Origin of the sequence: Komarekiella delphini-convector SJRDD-AB1, from assembly GCF_014831675.1 — a bacterium.
In the GTDB taxonomy this organism is placed as follows: domain Bacteria; phylum Cyanobacteriota; class Cyanobacteriia; order Cyanobacteriales; family Nostocaceae; genus Komarekiella.
Genome location: NZ_VJXY01000006.1, coordinates 123522 through 142496, shown reverse-complemented (window position 1 = coordinate 142496; position 18975 = coordinate 123522). Strand labels below are relative to the sequence as shown.

The window sequence follows — 18975 nt, the reverse complement described above, 5'->3', positions numbered from 1 at the left end:
GTAAAAGTTAAGGTTTAGCGATCGTGTAAGATTATAAGTAGAAATATTAAGAATTTTAAAATTAAGTATCAATGTCTAGTCTTGCTATTGACAAAAGTAAATCCCGCGTTGTTATCATCGGTGCGGGAATTGGTGGGCTGACTGCTGGGGCATTATTAGCCCATAGAGGTTACAACGTCTTAATTTTGGATCAAGCTCTTGTGCCTGGAGGCTGTGCTTCTACATTTAAACGTCAGGGATTTACCTTTGATGTGGGAGCGACTCAAGTAGCGGGGTTAGAATCAGGAGGAATTCACCACCGCATTTTCTCAGAATTGGCAATAGATTTACCTGAAGCGACACCTTGTGATCCTGCTTGTGCGGTATATTTGCCTGGTGAAGTGACACCAATTAACGTCTGGCGCGACCCAGAGAAATGGCAAGCAGAAAGACAAAGGCAGTTTCCCGGTAGCGAACCTTTTTGGCAGTTGATGGCAACTTTGTTTGCAGCCAGTTGGGAATTTCAAGGACGCGATCCGGTGCTACCGCCGCGTAACTTGTGGGACTTATGGCAGCTAACTCAGGCAGTGCGTCCCAGTACATTAATTACTGTACCATTCACCTTGTTTACTGTAGGAGATGCTTTACGGTTGTGTGGGCTGGGAAATGACAGACGGCTGAGAACGTTTTTGGATTTGCAACTCAAACTGTATTCTCAGGTCAACGCTGAAGAAACAGCCTTACTATATGCTGCAACAGCGTTGAGTGTATCCCAACTACCCCAAGGATTGTTTCACCTCCAGGGTAGTATGCAGGTATTAAGCGATCGCTTAGTAGAAGCTTTAGAAAGAGATGGTGGCAAACTATTAATGCGCCACACAGTCGAACAAATCAAAGTAGAAAATGGCAAAGCTACCGCCCTCGTCATCAGAAATCAGAAAACTGGCGAAGTGTGGACAGAAGCAACTGACCATGTAGTTGCAAATGTCGCCGTGCAAAACCTGGTGCAGTTGTTAGGAGAACAGGCTCCATCTGGCTATAAACACCGGGTAGAAAAACTACCCCAAGCATCGGGAGCGTTTGTAGTCTATTTAGGCGTAGATGACAGTGCGATTCCGCCTGAGTGTCCTCCCCACCTACAATTTCTATATGATGCCAATGGCCCGATTGGCGAAAATAATTCTCTATTTGTTTCCGTTAGCCATCCTGGAGATGGTCGCGCCCCAGACGGAAAATCGACAATTATCGCTTCTTCATTTGTCGATCCTACACCGTGGTGGCTTACTGACAATTATCCATTACTCAAACAAAAGTATACAGAAGAGGCGATCGCCCGTCTTGCTCAATACTTCTATTTGAAACCGGAAACTATTATCCATCAAGAAGCCGCAACACCCCGTACCTTTGCTCATTACACAGCACGCGATCGCGGTATAGTCGGTGGCATTGGTCAAAGGATACCCACCTTTGGCCCTTTTGGTTTTGCTAATCGTACACCCATTAATCATCTATGGTTAGTCGGTGACTCCACCCATCCCGGCGAAGGTACTGCTGGGGTGAGTTACTCAGCGCTAACAGTAGTCAGGCAGATTGAAGCGCTAAAGTAGAATCGGATAGCACTGACAAACCCAGAACAAGAAAGCACGGTATACCAATGCTGCAATCTGTAGAGCAGCGCATTGAGCGTATCATCAATAATCTTCTGCCAGCAACAGCGCTGGAAGGAAAATTCAGTTTACCGAAAACCCTGTATGAGCAATTGGCGCGTTACCACACCCCAGGCATCAGTGTTGCCGTCATTAATGATTTTGAAATCGAATGGGCGCGTGGATTTGGGGTATGTGAAACTGGAACAACCCGTGAAGTCACACCAAACACGTTGTTTCAAGCAGCCTCAATTAGCAAACCTGTTTTTGCTTTAGCAATTATGCGTCTTGTACAAGAAGGTCGTCTCAACCTTGATGAGGATGTCAATAACTATCTCACCTCATGGCGTGTGCCTGCGATCGGAGATTGGCAACCCCGGATAACTCTGCGCCAGTTGTTGAGCCATACTGCTGGCTTGACTGTGCATGGCTTTCCTGGCTATCTAAACTCAGAGCTATTACCAACTACGGTTCAAGTTCTCAATGGTGAACCTCCGGCTAATACTAAGAAAGTAGAGGTCAATATCATTCCTGGGTTGCATTATCGCTATTCGGGTGGCGGAACGACAGTTGCTCAACAGCTATTGGTTGATTTGCTTGGCAAACCTTTTCCAGAAATTATGCACGAATTGGTGTTAGATCCATTAGGCATGACAAATAGCACCTACCAGCAGCCGCTCCCGAATGATTGGTTAGCAAAAGCAGCAACGGCTCACTCGTTCTCTGGTATTCCACTTGAAGGCAAGCATCACGTTTATCCTGAGATGGCAGCAGCAGGTTTGTGGACAACGGCATCAGATTTAGCCAAGGTCGGAGTCGAACTTATGCGAGTATTGCATGGGTTTCCTCCTGTCGTGTGGAGTAAACAGACGGTAGAAGAAATATTGCATCCCCAACAGCCAGAGCAAACACAACAAGCGAATGAATCATTTGTCGGATTAGGGAATGGATTATTTGTAGGATTGGGATTCTTTGCAGGTGGTGGAGTTGGCGATGGTTTCTACTTTTTTCATAGTGGTAGTAATGAAGGATTTGTAGCATTAATGCGTGTTTACGCACGCATTGGCAAAGGCGCTGTTGTCATGCTCAACTCGCATGAAATCGAGCCTATGCAGGAAGTAATGCGATCGCTTGCCCTTGAGTATGACTGGCCTGATGTATTCCCGCTAGAAAAACCAGTCATCACCTTGCCACAAGCTGACCTTTACTCAGGGTTATACTTAACAAAATCTGGATTGCAGTTCAAAGTAATGAATCAGCATGGGAATTTGTTCCTACAATGTGGGCAACAATCACCGTTACAGTTCTTCCCCACATCAGAATCAGAGTTCTTTGCTGAAGCCGTGAATACGAGTATTTCTTTTGAAAAGGATGACACGGGCAACATTACTGCAATGACATTATGTCAAGCAGGTGTCATGAGTTTAAGACAACAAGCAGATAAACAGATTAGAGCAGAGAGACAAGCGTGAAAAATGTAGGCATGGTTAACATTTGTAGAGACGTTGCAATACAACGTCTCTACCCATGAATTCAAGCAGACGGCAAATTACTGTCCATTAGGAGTTATTGGCGTTGATGGCTGAAATTGCTCAGAATCAGGCTGAGGCTCAGGATTGAGAAATTGCCGCCAAGTCTTAATTTGCTCTTGAGCGGTTGCGTAAGCAGCACTACCTCGTGGAACCAACTTAGCAGTCTCAATACCTCTAGCAATATCAGACTGACCTTGGGAGCGTGCTATTTCTAGTAATTGCTGACTCCATTGGTCAATAGCAAAATTTGCATCCATGCGTAAGATGCTACTATTTGGAACCCGATCCGCCAGTCGTATTGCTTCAACTAAAGCTTCTGGTGTGCCGGCAACTGCTACTTCTTGCGCTTTCTGCCAGTTTTCTTTGGCGCGAATTTGTCCTTGCCAATCATCTATAGCCGCTTGTGCTTCACCAGAAAGTGACCTTCCCGACGATGCAATTTGTTGAGCTGTGCTAATTGCAGCAGGTAGATTACCACTCTGAGCTAATTCACGCGCTTGATCTAAGTAGGGCTGATCTTGAATTCGCTGAATCTTCGCTGTCCAATTACGAATTTTTCTTCGTGCTTCTGGATATAATGCACGACCTCTACGGACTTGGCTGACCTCAGCGATCGCTGCTTGCAAGGAGTTAATATCCTCGAATACTGCTATCTGTTCGGCACGTTCTAAGTAAGGCTGGTCTTCGATGGTCTCTACTTGGGCACGCCAACGACTCATTTCTTGCCTAGCTTCTGGGGCACGAGGATTACTAGCGGGGATCAGCTGAACTTCCGCGATCGCTGCTGTTAGATCATTGACTGTTCCTTGGTTAGCCAGTATTCGGGCTTTTTCTAGGCGGGCAACATCTTCAATTTCCAGCTGCCAACGAGCAACAAGCTCTTGTGCTTTGTTATACACTGGCCTTGATGGATCAATTTGTTGTGCTTGCGCGATCGCCGCCTCTAACCCAGAAACATTACCTATCCACGCACTTCTTTGCGCCTCACCCAAGGCGATAAAGTCATCTATTTCGGCTTGCAGCCCTGTATTTTCAGGAATTTGTCTAACAATATCCAGAGCGTCATCTGCATTCCGCTTATCTAGCTTGGCCTGTGCCAACTCCAGCATTTTACGTCCAAATGCTGGAATTGACTCTTGAGCTTTTTGATAAAAGTAGCTATTTTGACCAATCGACTCGGCTAGCTTGATAGCTGCTAGTAGATTATCTACGATTTTGGTATTCGCTAAACCTTCAGCTTTTGCTAACTTATCGCCATCTTCTCGCGCTGTGGTGATTGTGCGATTCAATTGATCGTACTTAGTACTCGCCCAGTATTTATTATCCACGCGCAGTAATTTAGCCGCCAGCATAAACGCTGATTGCCAGCGCCTTTGTTGCAATTCCTTTTCTGAGTCTTGGTAGATGCCTTCTGCTTTCGACCAGACTGACTGCCATTTAGAAACTTGATCGTCTACTAATTTGGAAGTTGGCAGGTCTTCGGGTATCTTGCGAGCAGTAGCGATCGCTTCTTCTAAATTCCCGGCTTGAAAACTCTGGTCGGCTAGCTGCAAAATATCGCGCGACCATTCTTCTAAAAAACGATCAATTTCTCCATGCAGTGGGTGACTTTCTGGTAGTTGTTTTACTAGGGCGATCGCTTGCAACAAGTCATTTACCGTCTGCTTAGAAGCCGCTAACTGAGCGCAGTGTAACCTTACTGACGCACTAGCCAACGGCCAAAAAATAGATGGACAGTTTGGAGCAGATGGCAACTTCAACAGTATTGCCATCGCCAGGAAACCTATACTGCCAGGAATCAATAAAGTTAGCAGTACAGACCATAACACCCAGCTTTTCAGCCAGCGTGGTAATTTCTTAGAACTACCACTGAGTGTAACAGTGTCTTCTGAGTGATTATTTATAGGTAATCCTTCTTTACGAGACGCTAAGCTAACGGAATTTTCTTCTTTTCGCCGCTTCACTGACTTGGAGGTTGAACCACCAGCTGGGACACCAAATGCTTGAGTTTCAGTTAATTGATGTGTTTGCGATAATATTGTGTTTTTATCTAGCTCTCTTGCTCCCGATGGAGGCATATCTGGAATATCCCGCTCTGTCATTTCTCACACCAAAATAATTGAACAGCGATCTGTTTTAAGTTGATAATTCCATTGCTGCCATAGTAACTTTCTCATGCTTAAAAAGCTACTTTTTTAATTATCTTTCTCCACAGATACCATTAACAATTTAACGGCTTAGTGTCCTTTTATACTTTTCCTTGGAGAGTAGATTCTGCTTGTAAATCAACAATTAACTCAGCTAATTGATCACTACTTGCCTGGTAGACTCTGCCACAAAAGTCACAAGTTGCCTCAGCACCATCATCTTTAATAATCATGTCTTGCAATTCTGCTTCACCCAGAATCTTGAGTGCTCCCAGTACGCGATCAAAAGAGCAACCACAGTGAAAGCGTAGCATTTGGCTTTCGGGAAAGATTGCTAGACCCATATCTCCTAGTAAGTCACCAAAGATTTCGGTCAATGTCTTCCCGGCTTGCAACAACGGCGTAAATCCCGCTAAAGCAGCTACCCGTGATTCCAGCGTTGCAACTAGAGCTTCGTCTCTAGCAGCTTTGGGCAACACTTGTACCAGTAATCCTCCAGCAGCCGTAACTCCACTTGCTCCTACGAACACACCTAAAACTATGGCTGAAGGTGTTTGTTCGGAATTTACTAGATAATGAGCTACATCATCACCGATTTCACCAGAAACTAGTTCCACTGTACTAGAGTAAGGATAACCGTAACCAATATCCCTAACAACGTACAGGTAGCCGCTACCCACCGCACCACCAACGTCTAGCTTACCTTTAGGATTGGGAGGCAATTCTATAGAGGGGTTTGCTACATAACCACGTACTGTGCCATCTAATCCTGCATCTACTAAAATACCACCCAAAGGGCCATCACCCTTGACTCGGACATTAACCCTCGACCCAGTTCGCTTCATATTAGAAGCCATCAGCAAGCCTGCTGCCATAGTTCGACCTAGTGCTGCCGTTGCCACATAAGAAAGCTTGTGACGCATTCGTGCTTCTTCTGTTAAGCGTGTGGTAATCACACCTACTGCACGAATCCCACCTTCGGCTGCCGTGGCACGAATTAACTGATCCGCCATGAAAAACCTTACCAATAGTGTCTTACTGAAAATCCCCTGCTTTTATACATGGGAATGAGATTATTACTTATTATAACAAAACTTAACTTAAATTTATATTAAATCAGTAGTTTATAATAGCATGAAGCAAGTAAACCCAACAACTAATTTAGTGAATACATATCTTAAAAGGAATTTGAGCTAAACTTAAGAACTCTCCTCATTTTATGTCTTGTCATTATCCACATCTTTATAAGAGTCAAATTGTTGTCAAACCCATAGTCTGCCTACGATTTACATCGCAGGTTCATAGCTAAAGCCACTTTTAACTGAAATCTTCCACTATTCTCAATAAGCCAACTATTCTGCTCAAAAATAAATTTACGTGCTAATAGCCCAACTTCACGTTTAGTAGGCTTGAACTATGATCAGTCTTCTAAAGAAAACTTTTGCTATAAGCAGGAATGAATTCCTGGGCAGTTGTTGATAGGAGTGCAATATCTCAGTTAAAACAGACTTTAAATATTAGCTTTGAAATTTATTTTCAAGTGGGATAGCAACAAAGCAAAAGATTGAAAAAATATGGGTAATAATCATTTAATGTATGAGAAGTGCCAAATGTCTTAACAAAATTAACTTATGATTCTCATTTGCTCACAGAGAAAACAAAATATTGAGGAGTATTTTCTACTGAGCTTTGCAATACTAAAACAACAACTCACTCTAACTGAATATAATCTTAAAAAATGCTGGGTACTTTTCAACAAAGCCAACTACGGATCGAAATAGAAGCATCAGCAGATGCAATTCACAATAGCCTGGTACATTCAAAACAACTAGAAAAATGGCTTATAGTGCAACGCTTTGCTCCCGGAATGCCAGAAGAATTACTTCCAGGATTACAATTTACAACTTGGACTGGCCCAGTTGCGATTTGCCATCAAGTGGACGTTCTAAAACCTAACTGCTTGCGCTTACTCCTAAGTGGAGGAATTGACGGGTTTCACGAATGGTACTGGGGAGAAGGTTGGGTACAGTCTCGCTTAGAGGGAGTGTCAATCCTACCCCTGAACTTTGGTCAAACTCTAAGTTTGTTGAGTTTGCGCCAATTTCTGGCAACTCCAGGGCTTTAATAGTCGGCTGGAAGTAGGGACAAGGGGGATTTCCTTGTCTCTATATGTATTCTCAATCAGCCTATAAATCCTTTAGCAGTCTTGCTCTCAAGATAAATGTCAGAACAGTCTCTTCTAGAAAAAGAATGTTGACTGTAAATTTCATGCCTAATTGAATGGCATAGGATTGATTGCCCTTGAAAAGAGCAAGTCTATCGAGCTGAATTATTATTTCATAGTAAGTGCAACAGGAATATTGCTGTTAGCTTGAGGTGTAATCGCGTTAGCAGTAACACTCATGACAAAGGCAAATTTAAAATGCAAGATTTTCTTAAGAAGTTAGTGACTAACCAAGTGAGGATTTAAACTCTTTAAATCTTTAAATTACTTTTAATTGTCGGCGGTCAATACTCGCTCGGCTGTTAATTCTAACTCAGGAAAAGTTTGAGATTGAATGCGAGCGCTACCAACAAACTCTGCTGGTTCGTATAATTCTTCAATCAATGTGAAGATAGTTACTTTGTTCGTTAATGGATCGACAATCCAATACTCTGGAATATTTAAAACGTTATACTCAACTCGCTTGGCTCGATAGTCTACGATTTTTGTTGATTCACTGACGACTTCCACCACCAATAAGGGGGGTGGTTCGTTGAGTTCGATAATTGCCTCTCGGTTTCTCAACTCCCGCCACTGAGGCAATGGAATCACAACTACATCTGGAATTCTCGATGTCTCCCATCTGCCAGCACGAGGAGAACGAATACCAATAACCATTTGTTTAGAAGTCCAATCCAACTTTAGCCGGATAATTTCTTCTCGAAAACAAACATTAAGAAATTCTGTTACTGCCCCATGTTGTCCACTTCCCAGACTCATGGGAATTAATTCTCCATTAACCAATTCATAACGGGTATCAGTGCCATCTTCATAAGCTAGATATTCTTCAAAGGTAAGTCGTTTAGTGACTGCTGGGGTTATAGTCATGGCATTGCTTGATTCTGGTTCGGTTTTACCACCAACACCGAACAATTAGCCTCTTCCACCACTTGACTACTAACAGAACCTAGGACAATTCGTTTCATACCAATTAATCCACGACTGCCAATTATAATTAAGTCAGCCTTATAAATATTAGCAAGACGAATAATTTCGTCAGCAGGATCGCCAGTTACTAGCTCTAATTCGCTATCAACTGATATTTGCTCTTGATAGGATTGCAATTGTTTTTCAATATGGAAATAAGAAAGTGTTGGTGACTCTGGATGAGGACGATCAGCAGGTAGTTCCGTCTCCGAATCGGGGTTATGGAATACATGACAGAAGATCACTCTAGTGTCTTTTGACAACACCAAACTATCTAAAGTCTGAATTACTCGTTCTGCAATTTCTGAACCGTCCAGAGCTACCAAAATAGTTTTTAGCACCGCTCTCGTCTCCTCAAGAGTAGACTTTCTTATATTAAGTTCTTGGTAAAGGTTCTTGGCAGATGCTACATCAACCAATTTCCATGCTGGGAACTTAGTTTATATAGTAGAGCCAGCGTGTTGCTATGGTTTTCTTCGGTAGCATCTGGCGTAGAGAACCTTTTCTCAAATTGCCTGGGTTGGGATTAACCTTCCTGAAAGTTTGCCCAGAAGCAAACTTTTAGATGCTTGTAACGCCAGTAATGCTCGTTCCCGCTTTGGGCATACCCCTACGGGGAAGCAATCTACGCGCAGCGTGCCGCAGGCAAGACTCGCTAACATAACTTTTCTTTGGACTACCTACCACAATTTCGTTGGGAAACAATCCTCCGTGAATTGCTGGCTGGCTACCACACAGTGGCTCCTCCTGTGAGGCAACTGGTGTCTAAACTTTCAGTGTGGAGCCAAGGAGTGACTTTTTCCAACACTATAAGAAAAAATTAAGCATTTCAAATCACTCTTCCTGCTGAATTCGGCGTCGTACTGAATCGGCGTGAGAAGGTAAGCCTTCGGTTGTTGCTAGTATGTCAATTGCACCAGCAACTTTTTGCAGTGCAGTTTGTGAGTATTGAATAATACTGGAGTGTTTGAGGAAAGTTTCTACCCCCAATGCCGAAGCATAGCGAGCAGCACCAGAAGTCGGCAACGTATGGTTAGGGCCTGCTAAATAGTCTCCTACAGCTTCCGGTGTAGAATAACCCAAGAAGATAGCTCCAGCGTGACGAATATGGGGAATTAGTGCCCAAGGGTCTTTGACTTCTAATTCCAGGTGTTCGGGGGCAAATTCATTTGAGAATTCTGCGGCTGCTTCTAGGGATTCTACAACGACAATCAGACCGTAGTGAGCGATCGCTTTTTCTGTGTCTATTCGCCGTGGGTGATCAACTAGCTGTCTTTCCACAGCAAGTTGTACATTTTTTGCCAAACTAGCATCTGTCGTCAGCAAAATCGCTGCCGCCATCGGATCATGTTCGGCTTGAGCTAACAAATCAGCGGCGACATAAACTGGATTTGCCGTTTCATCCGCAATAATCAGTACTTCACTTGGCCCCGCCAAAGAATCAATGCCCACTGTGCCGTAGACAAGTTTTTTCGCTAAGGTGACATAAATGTTACCTGGGCCAGTGATCACATTCACTTTCGGAATCGTTTCTGTGCCATAGGCTAAAGCCGCGATTGCTTGTGCGCCACCGACACGATAGATTTCTTGCACCCCTGCTTCTTGGGCAGCCACCAAAACTGCTGGGTTAATTGCTTTCCCCGCTCCAGGTGGTGTTACCATGACTACCTGAGGTACACAAGCTACCTTGGCCGGAATTGCATTCATCAGTACCGTGCTAGGATAGGCGGCGCGACCACCAGGCACATATAACCCCGCTCGGTCTACGGGGGTATAGCGTTTACCCAGCACCACTTCATCATCGCCAAAGTGTACCCAGCTTTTTGGTACTCGCTGACGATGAAACGCTTCAATTTGGCGGCAAGCCAGCCGAATTGCCTCCATCAACTCCTTCGACACCTGTTGATAAGCTGCATCCAACTCTGAGCCTGTAACACGTAGTTCTTCAGGTTTGAGAGTTTGGTTGTCAAATTCGGCTGTGTAATGCAATACAGCTTTATCGCCTTGGCGCTTGACTGCTTGCAACACTTCCCGCACCGTTGCTTCTTTGTGAAGCACCTGTTCGTCATGAGTGCGATCGCAGATACGTTGTAGTTCTGCTCTGACGTCTGCCTGCTGAGTAATGATTCGCAGCATGGAGTAAGGACAATGCCAAAATTATAATATTCCCGCCTGAGAATCAGTCTTGTTCTTTACCCACTTGGGATATGGAACTCACTTTCTTCTCTTCTTTAGCTTAACCCGGATTTTTTTGATACTCCCAAGGCTACCAGCATATGGTTTACTTGAGAAGGCAACTTAATTGCTCAGTCTGACAAACCTAGTCGGTTTCTCGGCAGGGAGTGGGTGTGCCATTACCACTAACCTTATGCCCTACCTCTCACTTCTTGCGAGGATACAGAAGTGTGTTTTCACATTTCATTTCCAGCTTATGAGAGGTCAGGTCTGAGTATAATTTTTGCTGATTTTTCTACTTTAGTAACTAGTAGTAACTAGCATGTGTACAGACACGATATATCGAGTCTTTGCATTTAAACCTCTAATTTTAGAAGTTTACAGTTCCTTACCATTGACGGTACATCCTCTTTAAGGACGCACTGCCTAATTAAGTAGTGACCAGTTAGGTTCATTATTTATTTAAGTACTCAATTCTAACGCATTTCCAGGATTGGCGATATATCTCAGAATTGATGTCAAATCTTTTTTTTCTAGCACTCATCTTAGAACCTGACTTTGACACTCCCTATAGCTACAGCTATGAGATTGTTGAAAACATAGACTTTATCTGTGGAAAATTCCTGCTTCAACCATCCTTTCTGACATAATTGCTCATCTTTCGTTTGAATATGTTCACAGACTTAGACCGACTGCCGGCCTCGTTTCAACAAATATTTCATTCTTTTTCTCGGACTTTGTCAGACTTAGCTGAGCAATCTGGTTAATGATAAGTCTAATGTATTCATTTTATCAGAGCCACTGTGATTAAAACTGCAAATCAGTCACATCGCGTGCTTGAAATCAGAGTTTTCGCTAGCTTTTTGGTAAGACTCAAGAGAGGGATTTTTTTAGGAAATTCTAACATTGGCAATATGAATGCTATATTAGTAAGTCTAGTAGTGTGTGTACATATTTAATAGTCTTTTTGGAATTGACTGTGGCGAATACAAAGTCTGCTCTCAAACGCGCCGAAATCGCAGAACGCAATCGGCTACGTAATAAAGCTTACAAATCAGCAGTAAAGACGCTGATGAAAAAATATATTGGTGCTGTTGATGTCCATGCAACTAATCCTACCCCAGAATCAAAACAAGAAGTAGAGTCTCGGCTATCCGAGGCTTACAGCAAAATCGATAAAGCCGTAAAGCGGGGTGTGCTTCACCCCAATAATGGGGCAAGGAAAAAGTCAAAATTGGCTAATCGACTAAAACCCCTCACACAAACTGAGTAGTCATGAGTCATTTGTTGTTAGTCATCATAGGGACAAATGACTAAGGACAAATGGCAAAGCGCAAAGTCTGAGCGCCGACTTCCGGCGCTCAGACTTTGTAAGAGAGGATAAATGATGCAGTTGATAGACACCCACGTCCATCTTAACTTTGATATTTTTGAGCAAGATTTAGCAACAGTGCGATCGCGATGGCAGCAATCAGGTGTAGTACGTTTAGTACATTCCTGTGTTCACCCTGAGGAGTTTTCTAGCATTCAAGCCATAGCACAGAAATTTCCCGAAGTCAGCTTTGCCGTGGGATTGCATCCTTTAGATGCTGATAAATGGAATAACGAGACAGCCGAAAAAATAAAATCTTTGGCTAGTTCTGATTCTCAAGTGGTGGCAATCGGGGAAATGGGGCTGGATTTTTACAAAGCAGATAACTATGAGCAACAGCGCATGGTATTTGAAGGGCAGTTGGCGATCGCATCAGAACTCGACTTACCAGTAATTATCCACTGCCGGGATGCTGCTGTTGAAGTCAGAGAAGTGTTGCAAAAATGGCATAAACTGCAAGGAAAAAGTATACGAGGTGTAATGCATTGTTGGGGTGGAACGCCGGAAGAAACTCAATGGTTTCTCGATTTAGGTTTCTACATCAGCTTTAGCGGTACAGTAACATTCAAAAACGCCAAAGCTATCCAATCCTCAGCTGCTATGGTGAGTAGCGATCGCTTACTAATTGAAACAGACTGCCCTTTTTTAGCTCCGGTTCCCAAACGAGGTGAACGGCGCAATGAACCAGCCTATGTACGTTATGTAGCAGAGCAAATAGCCAAACTGCGTGAAGAAACGGTAGAGGCGATCGCAGCCCAAACCACCCAAAATGCTCGTGAATTGTTCGGTCTGTCACTATAAAGTGTGGCTGAGTACTGCTATAAGTTGTAGTCAAAAAAAAATAAAACTTTAGAAGGACGAAAATATGCTAAGATTATTCCCTCCAAAACACTTTGCTTACGGCATAATGATAAAGGTAAGGAACTAAGAATTTTTCAGCCTGACTTTTGTGTTGTTACCGACTGTAACATCCTCTGATTCTCTACAAGCGGATGCGCTTCATACAAAACTAACCGTGCTTAACCAAGTTAAGCTAGGCTTTTGCACAAGGTATGTACATCGGCTTCTGTATGTTTAACCTATAGAAAATCTTTAAACAAAATTGCTTTGTGACTACAACTCAACAAGATGAAGCCATGACTATTCAGAGCCGAAAAGGTGTAGATCGCTGCCTCTGCATGAGTATATCACTGAGATATAAATGATAGAAGTGTTATTAGATATACGCGTAACGATATAAGTGTGCGTAGGCTAAAATAACGCGCTTTTTGGAGGGGAAGTGAAAAAAGCAAATCTAACTCAGGGATATCTGGAGTATCTATTGTTATTGAATCAATCTTCTAGCTGGATTTTAGCGATTCTGTACCCTCATTAGGGGCAATAAACCCCTTGTCAAAATCGCTGATTCCGGCTTTAATTGCTGGGTTTGCCCACACTTGTAAATGGCAGGTGATGTAAGGAGAAGTTCCCAAACAGGTGCGGACACTGACTAAGATCGGGAACTGTCAAACAGCAGTGTCCAAAGGAAAGTACAACCAGGTTGACAAAGGTAGAGGCATGACTAACGAAAAATATATGGAACCCGCCTTTTTGTTACCCGACTTGATTGAAATCCAGCGTTCAAGCTTCCGCTGGTTTTTGGAAGAAGGGTTGATAGAAGAACTTAACTCCTTTAGTCCTATTACAGATTACACAGGCAAACTAGAACTGCACTTTTTGGGTCATAACTACAAACTCAAGGAACCAAAGTACAGCGTCGAAGAAGCCAAACGGCGGGATAGCACTTATGCTGTACAGATGTATGTCCCCACACGCTTAATTAATAAAGAAACGGGTGAAATCAAAGAGCAAGAGGTATTTATCGGGGATCTGCCTTTGATGACCGATCGCGGTACGTTTATTATTAACGGAGCCGAACGGGTGATTGTCAACCAGATAGTGCGATCGCCAGGGGTCTATTACAAATCGGAAATTGACAAAAATGGGCGGCGTACTTATTCAGCTAGCTTAATTCCCAACCGTGGAGCATGGCTGAAATTTGAAACAGACCGTAACGATTTAGTGTGGGTACGCATCGACAAAACCCGCAAACTCTCAGCCCAAGTGCTATTGAAAGCATTAGGGCTATCAGACAACGAAATCTTTGACGCCTTACGCCACCCAGAATATTTCCAAAAAACTATCGAAAAAGAAGGGCAGTTCTCTGAAGAAGAAGCCCTGATGGAATTGTATCGTAAACTGCGTCCTGGTGAACCTCCTACGGTATTAGGTGGACAACAACTCCTAGACTCTCGTTTCTTTGACCCGAAACGTTATGACCTTGGTAGAGTCGGACGTTACAAGCTCAACAAGAAATTACGGCTATCTGTACCTGATACCATGCGCGTGCTGACTTCCAGCGATATCTTGGCAGCCGTAGATTACCTGATCAACCTAGAATACGATATCGGTAATATCGACGACATTGACCACTTAGGTAATCGCCGAGTCAGGAGTGTAGGCGAGTTGCTGCAAAACCAAGTCCGGGTAGGCTTAAACCGCTTAGAGAGAATCATTCGTGAACGGATGACCGTATCGGATGCGGAAGTGCTAACTCCTGCTTCCTTGGTGAACCCCAAACCATTAGTAGCAGCAATTAAAGAATTTTTTGGTTCCAGCCAGTTAAGTCAGTTCATGGATCAAACCAATCCTCTAGCAGAACTGACTCACAAACGCCGACTAAGTGCCCTTGGCCCTGGCGGTTTAACCCGCGAACGCGCTGGATTCGCTGTGCGAGATATTCATCCTAGTCACTACGGACGTATTTGCCCCATCGAGACACCAGAAGGCCCCAACGCTGGTTTGATTGGCTCCTTGGCAACCCATGCACGAGTTAACCAGTACGGCTTCTTAGAAACGCCATTTAGACCTGTAGAAAATGGGCGGGTACGATTTGACGTCCAGCCAGTATACATGACAGCCGATGAAGAAGACGACCTGCGTACGGCAACTGGCGATATACCCTTAGATGAAAATGGCTACATCAAAGGGCCACAAGTGCCAGTGCGCTATCGCCAAGATTGGGCTACCACAACGCCAGAGCAAGTTGATTACGTAGCTGTATCCCCAGTGCAAATCGTGTCCGTGGCTACTAGCATGATTCCCTTCTTGGAGCATGATGACGCCAACCGAGCATTAATGGGGTCAAATATGCAACGGCAGGCAGTACCCCTGCTAAAACCAGAGCGTCCTCTTGTGGGTACAGGTTTGGAAGCTCAAGGAGCAAGAGACTCTGGGATGGTGATTGTGTCCCGTACCGATGGCGATGTCACTTATGTGGATGCTACAGAAATTCGTGTACGTCCTAAACCCTCAACCCCAGAAATTAAGTACTATCTTTCCAAATACCAACGCTCCAACCAAGACACCTGTCTCAATCAAAAACCCCTCGTCCGTATTGGTGAGCGCGTTGTAGCAGGTCAGGTGTTAGCTGATGGTTCCTCAACAGAAGGTGGCGAATTAGCGCTGGGACAAAACATCGTCGTCGCTTATATGCCTTGGGAAGGCTACAACTACGAAGATGCGATTTTGATTTCTGAGCGGCTGGTACAGGATGATGTTTACACCTCAATTCATATTGAAAAATATGAAATTGAGGCCAGACAAACAAAACTGGGGCCAGAAGAAATTACCAGAGAAATTCCCAACGTTGGGGAAGATGCTTTACGCCAACTGGATGAACAAGGAATCATTCGGATTGGGGCATGGGTAGAAGCTGGGGATATCTTGGTAGGAAAAGTTACACCGAAAGGTGAATCTGACCAACCGCCAGAAGAAAAATTATTGCGTGCCATTTTCGGTGAAAAAGCGCGGGATGTACGAGACAATTCCTTGCGAGTACCTAACGGTGAAAAAGGGCGTGTGGTTGACGTACGCTTGTTTACCCGTGAGCAAGGTGATGAATTGCCACCAGGAGCCAATATGGTAGTCCGGGTGTACGTCGCCCAGAAGCGCAAAATCCAAGTGGGCGACAAGATGGCAGGACGCCACGGCAATAAGGGAATTATTTCTCGGATATTGCCAGTGGAAGATATGCCCTATTTACCTGATGGTTCAACAGTGGACATCGTACTTAACCCCTTGGGTGTACCGAGTCGGATGAACGTCGGACAGGTATTTGAGTGTTTGCTGGGTTGGGCTGGGCATAATTTGGGAGTGCGATTTAAGATTACTCCCTTTGATGAAATGTACGGTGAAGAGTCATCCCGCAGAATTGTGCATGGCAAATTGCAAGAAGCACGGGACGAAACAAGCAAAACTTGGGTATATAACCCTGATGACCCAGGCAAAATTATGGTGTTTGATGGTCGCACCGGCGAACCATTTGACCGACCTGTAACCGTGGGTGTGGCTTATATGCTGAAGTTAGTGCATTTGGTGGATGATAAGATCCACGCTCGTTCTACAGGCCCATACTCACTCGTGACCCAGCAACCCTTGGGTGGTAAAGCACAGCAAGGTGGTCAGCGGTTTGGAGAAATGGAAGTATGGGCATTGGAAGCCTTCGGTGCAGCTTACACCTTGCAAGAATTGCTTACAGTCAAATCTGACGATATGCAAGGGCGGAATGAAGCGCTAAATGCGATCGTTAAAGGCAAGGCAATTCCGCGACCAGGAACACCAGAATCCTTCAAGGTACTGATGCGAGAACTGCAATCATTAGGTTTGGACATTGCCGTACATAAGGTAGAGACACAGGCAGACGGTAGTTCTTTAGATGTGGAAGTCGATTTGATGGCAGACCAATCAGCCCGGCGCACCCCTCCACGACCAACATACGAATCTCTCTCCCGCGAATCGCTGGAAGAAGACGAGTAGAGAGTGCTGAGTTCTGAGTGCCGTTAGCGGTAGCGGGGCGTTTAGCCCGTGCTAAGTATTTAAATACTAGCAATTGGCACTTAGAACTTGGATATTTCTCTATTCAAACCTTTTAATTGAATATATTTACTCAAAACTCATAACTCAGAACTCAGCACTTAAGTATGAGACCCGCCCAAACTAATCAGTTTGACTACGTCAAAATCGGTTTAGCATCACCAGAACGCATTCGGCAGTGGGGCGAGCGAACACTGCCCAATGGTCAGTTAGTAGGTGAAGTTACCAAGCCAGAGACAATTAATTACCGAACTCTGAAGCCGGAAATGGACGGCTTATTCTGCGAACGCATCTTTGGGCCCGCCAAAGATTGGGAATGTCATTGTGGCAAGTATAAAAGAGTCCGTCATAGAGGTATTGTCTGCGAGCGTTGTGGGGTAGAAGTTACCGAGTCGCGCGTGCGTCGCCACCGCATGGGCTATATTAAACTCGCCGCACCAGTAGCTCACGTCTGGTATCTCAAAGGTATTCCTAGCTATATTTCTATCCTGCTAGATATGCCCTTGCGGGATGTTGAGCAGATTGTCTATTTCAACTCTTATGTTGTCCTGAGTCCAGGAAATGCCGAAACCTTAACTTACAAACAGCTATTGAGTGAAGACCAGTGGTTGGAAATTGAAGACCAAATTTATAGCGAAGATTCTCAGCTACAGGGCGTAGAGGTAGGAATTGGTGCCGAGGCGCTGCTGCGTTTACTTGCTGATATCAATTTAGAGCAAGAAGCTGAAAGCCTACGAGAAGAAATTGGCAATGCCAAGGGACAAAAGCGGGCCAAGCTGATAAAGAGACTGCGGGTGATTGATAATTTCATCGCTACTGGTTCTAAACCAGAGTGGATGGTAATGGCAGTTATCCCCGTAATCCCTCCAGATTTGCGCCCAATGGTACAGCTAGATGGCGGTCGGTTTGCCACCAGTGATTTGAATGATTTGTATCGGCGGGTGATTAATCGCAATAATCGTCTGGCACGCTTACAAGAGATTTTGGCACCAGAAATTATTGTGCGGAACGAAAAGCGGATGCTGCAAGAAGCAGTAGATGCTTTGATTGACAATGGTCGCCGAGGACGCACGGTAGTAGGAGCAAATAACCGCCCCCTGAAATCTTTGTCTGACATTATTGAGGGTAAGCAAGGACGTTTCCGACAAAACTTGTTGGGTAAACGTGTTGACTACTCTGGGCGTTCTGTAATTGTCGTCGGGCCAAAGCTGAAGATTCACCAGTGCGGTTTGCCTAGGGAAATGGCAATTGAGCTATTTCAACCGTTTGTGATCAATCGCTTGATTCGCAGTGGCATGGTGAATAACATCAAAGCGGCAAAAAAACTGATATCTCGCAATGACCCTAGTGTCTGGGATGTGCTGGAAGAAGTAATTGAAGGACACCCAGTGCTACTCAACCGCGCGCCGACCCTGCACCGCTTGGGTATTCAGTCTTTTGAGCCGATTTTGGTGGAAGGCAGAGCAATTCAACTGCATCCTCTAGTGTGTCCAGCGTTTAACGCCGACTTTGACGGCGACCAAATGGCAGTACACGTCCCCTTATCGTTGGAAAGTCAGGCTGAGGCGCGGTTGTTAATGCTGGCTTCTAACAATATTTTGTCACCAGCTACGGGTAAACCTATTATCACGCCCAGTCAAGACATGGTATTGGGAGCGTATTACTTAACAGCAGAAAATCCTAATGCCACAAAAGGTGCAGGAAAATATTTTGCTTCGCTAGATGACGTAATTATGGCTTTCCAGCAAGAGCAAATTGATTTGCACGCCTACATCTATGTGCGATTTGACGGCGAACTAGAATCAGACCAACCAGATACAGAACCCCTAGAAGTGACAGAAAACGGCGATGGTAGCCGGACGTTGCTGTACAAGTTCCGCCGAGTCAGAGAAGACGGTGAGGGAAATCTGCTTTCTCAGTATATACGTACAACACCTGGTCGTGTTATTTACAATAAGGCGATTCAAGAAGCACTAGCAAGTTAGGTACTAGGGACTGGGGACTGTGGACAAAGAAGGGG

General features: G+C 44.5%; 12 protein-coding genes. 7 read left to right on the top strand and 5 right to left on the bottom strand.

Annotated features, from left to right (window positions below; translation table 11 throughout):
• Positions 1-71 precede the first annotated feature (71 nt).
• Entirely contained in the window at positions 72-1586 is a 1515-nt protein-coding gene (gene crtD / locus FNW02_RS08040) for a C-3',4' desaturase CrtD (protein ID WP_191757021.1), read from the top strand.
• A 47-nt stretch (positions 1587-1633) separates the two neighbouring features.
• Positions 1634-3097: a serine hydrolase domain-containing protein gene (locus tag FNW02_RS08035; protein WP_191757020.1), complete on the top strand. Its 1464-nt coding sequence runs from the start codon at positions 1634-1636 to the stop codon at positions 3095-3097.
• A gap of 77 nt (positions 3098-3174) precedes the next feature.
• Here FNW02_RS08035 and FNW02_RS08030 read toward each other — a convergent pair whose 3' ends face one another.
• Both FNW02_RS08030 and hslO read right to left on the bottom strand, forming a co-directional pair.
• Positions 3175-5259: a chromosome segregation ATPase gene (locus FNW02_RS08030; protein ID WP_191757019.1), complete on the bottom strand. Its 2085-nt coding sequence runs from the start codon at positions 5257-5259 to the stop codon at positions 3175-3177.
• Between the two features lie 146 nt (positions 5260-5405).
• Complete coding sequence (hslO, locus tag FNW02_RS08025; protein WP_191757018.1) at positions 5406-6317, bottom strand: Hsp33 family molecular chaperone HslO; 912 nt, start codon at positions 6315-6317, stop codon at positions 5406-5408.
• A 725-nt stretch (positions 6318-7042) separates the two neighbouring features.
• Between hslO and FNW02_RS08020 the strand changes: the two genes are divergently transcribed.
• Positions 7043-7429 (top strand): hypothetical protein, encoded by a 387-nt coding sequence (locus tag FNW02_RS08020; protein WP_191757017.1) that lies wholly within the window; start codon positions 7043-7045, stop codon positions 7427-7429.
• 369 nt (positions 7430-7798) lie between these two features.
• Here FNW02_RS08020 and FNW02_RS08015 read toward each other — a convergent pair whose 3' ends face one another.
• The 3 genes from FNW02_RS08015 to hisD form a co-directional block, all read right to left on the bottom strand.
• Positions 7799-8395 (bottom strand): Uma2 family endonuclease, encoded by a 597-nt coding sequence (locus FNW02_RS08015; protein WP_191757016.1) that lies wholly within the window; start codon positions 8393-8395, stop codon positions 7799-7801.
• The gene (locus FNW02_RS08010; protein WP_191757015.1) at positions 8392-8835 is read right to left on the bottom strand and encodes a universal stress protein; all 444 of its coding nucleotides are present in this window, start codon (positions 8833-8835) and stop codon (positions 8392-8394) included. Before FNW02_RS08010 ends, FNW02_RS08015 begins: the two co-directional genes overlap by 4 nt.
• A gap of 493 nt (positions 8836-9328) precedes the next feature.
• Positions 9329-10630, bottom strand: a complete 1302-nt coding sequence (hisD, locus tag FNW02_RS08000) for a histidinol dehydrogenase (protein ID WP_191757013.1) — start codon at positions 10628-10630, stop codon at positions 9329-9331.
• 1018 nt (positions 10631-11648) lie between these two features.
• Between hisD and rpsT the strand changes: the two genes are divergently transcribed.
• From rpsT to FNW02_RS07980, 4 genes are all read left to right on the top strand, one after another.
• Complete coding sequence (gene rpsT, locus FNW02_RS07995) at positions 11649-11942, top strand: 30S ribosomal protein S20 (protein ID WP_191757012.1); 294 nt, start codon at positions 11649-11651, stop codon at positions 11940-11942.
• A gap of 114 nt (positions 11943-12056) precedes the next feature.
• Positions 12057-12842: a TatD family hydrolase gene (locus tag FNW02_RS07990; protein WP_191757107.1), complete on the top strand. Its 786-nt coding sequence runs from the start codon at positions 12057-12059 to the stop codon at positions 12840-12842.
• Between the two features lie 756 nt (positions 12843-13598).
• The gene (gene rpoB, locus FNW02_RS07985) at positions 13599-16898 is read left to right on the top strand and encodes a DNA-directed RNA polymerase subunit beta (protein WP_191757106.1); all 3300 of its coding nucleotides are present in this window, start codon (positions 13599-13601) and stop codon (positions 16896-16898) included.
• A gap of 164 nt (positions 16899-17062) precedes the next feature.
• A complete protein-coding gene (locus FNW02_RS07980; protein WP_191757011.1) occupies positions 17063-18940 on the top strand; it encodes a DNA-directed RNA polymerase subunit gamma in 1878 nt (625 codons plus the stop codon).
• Positions 18941-18975: the final 35 nt, after the last annotated feature.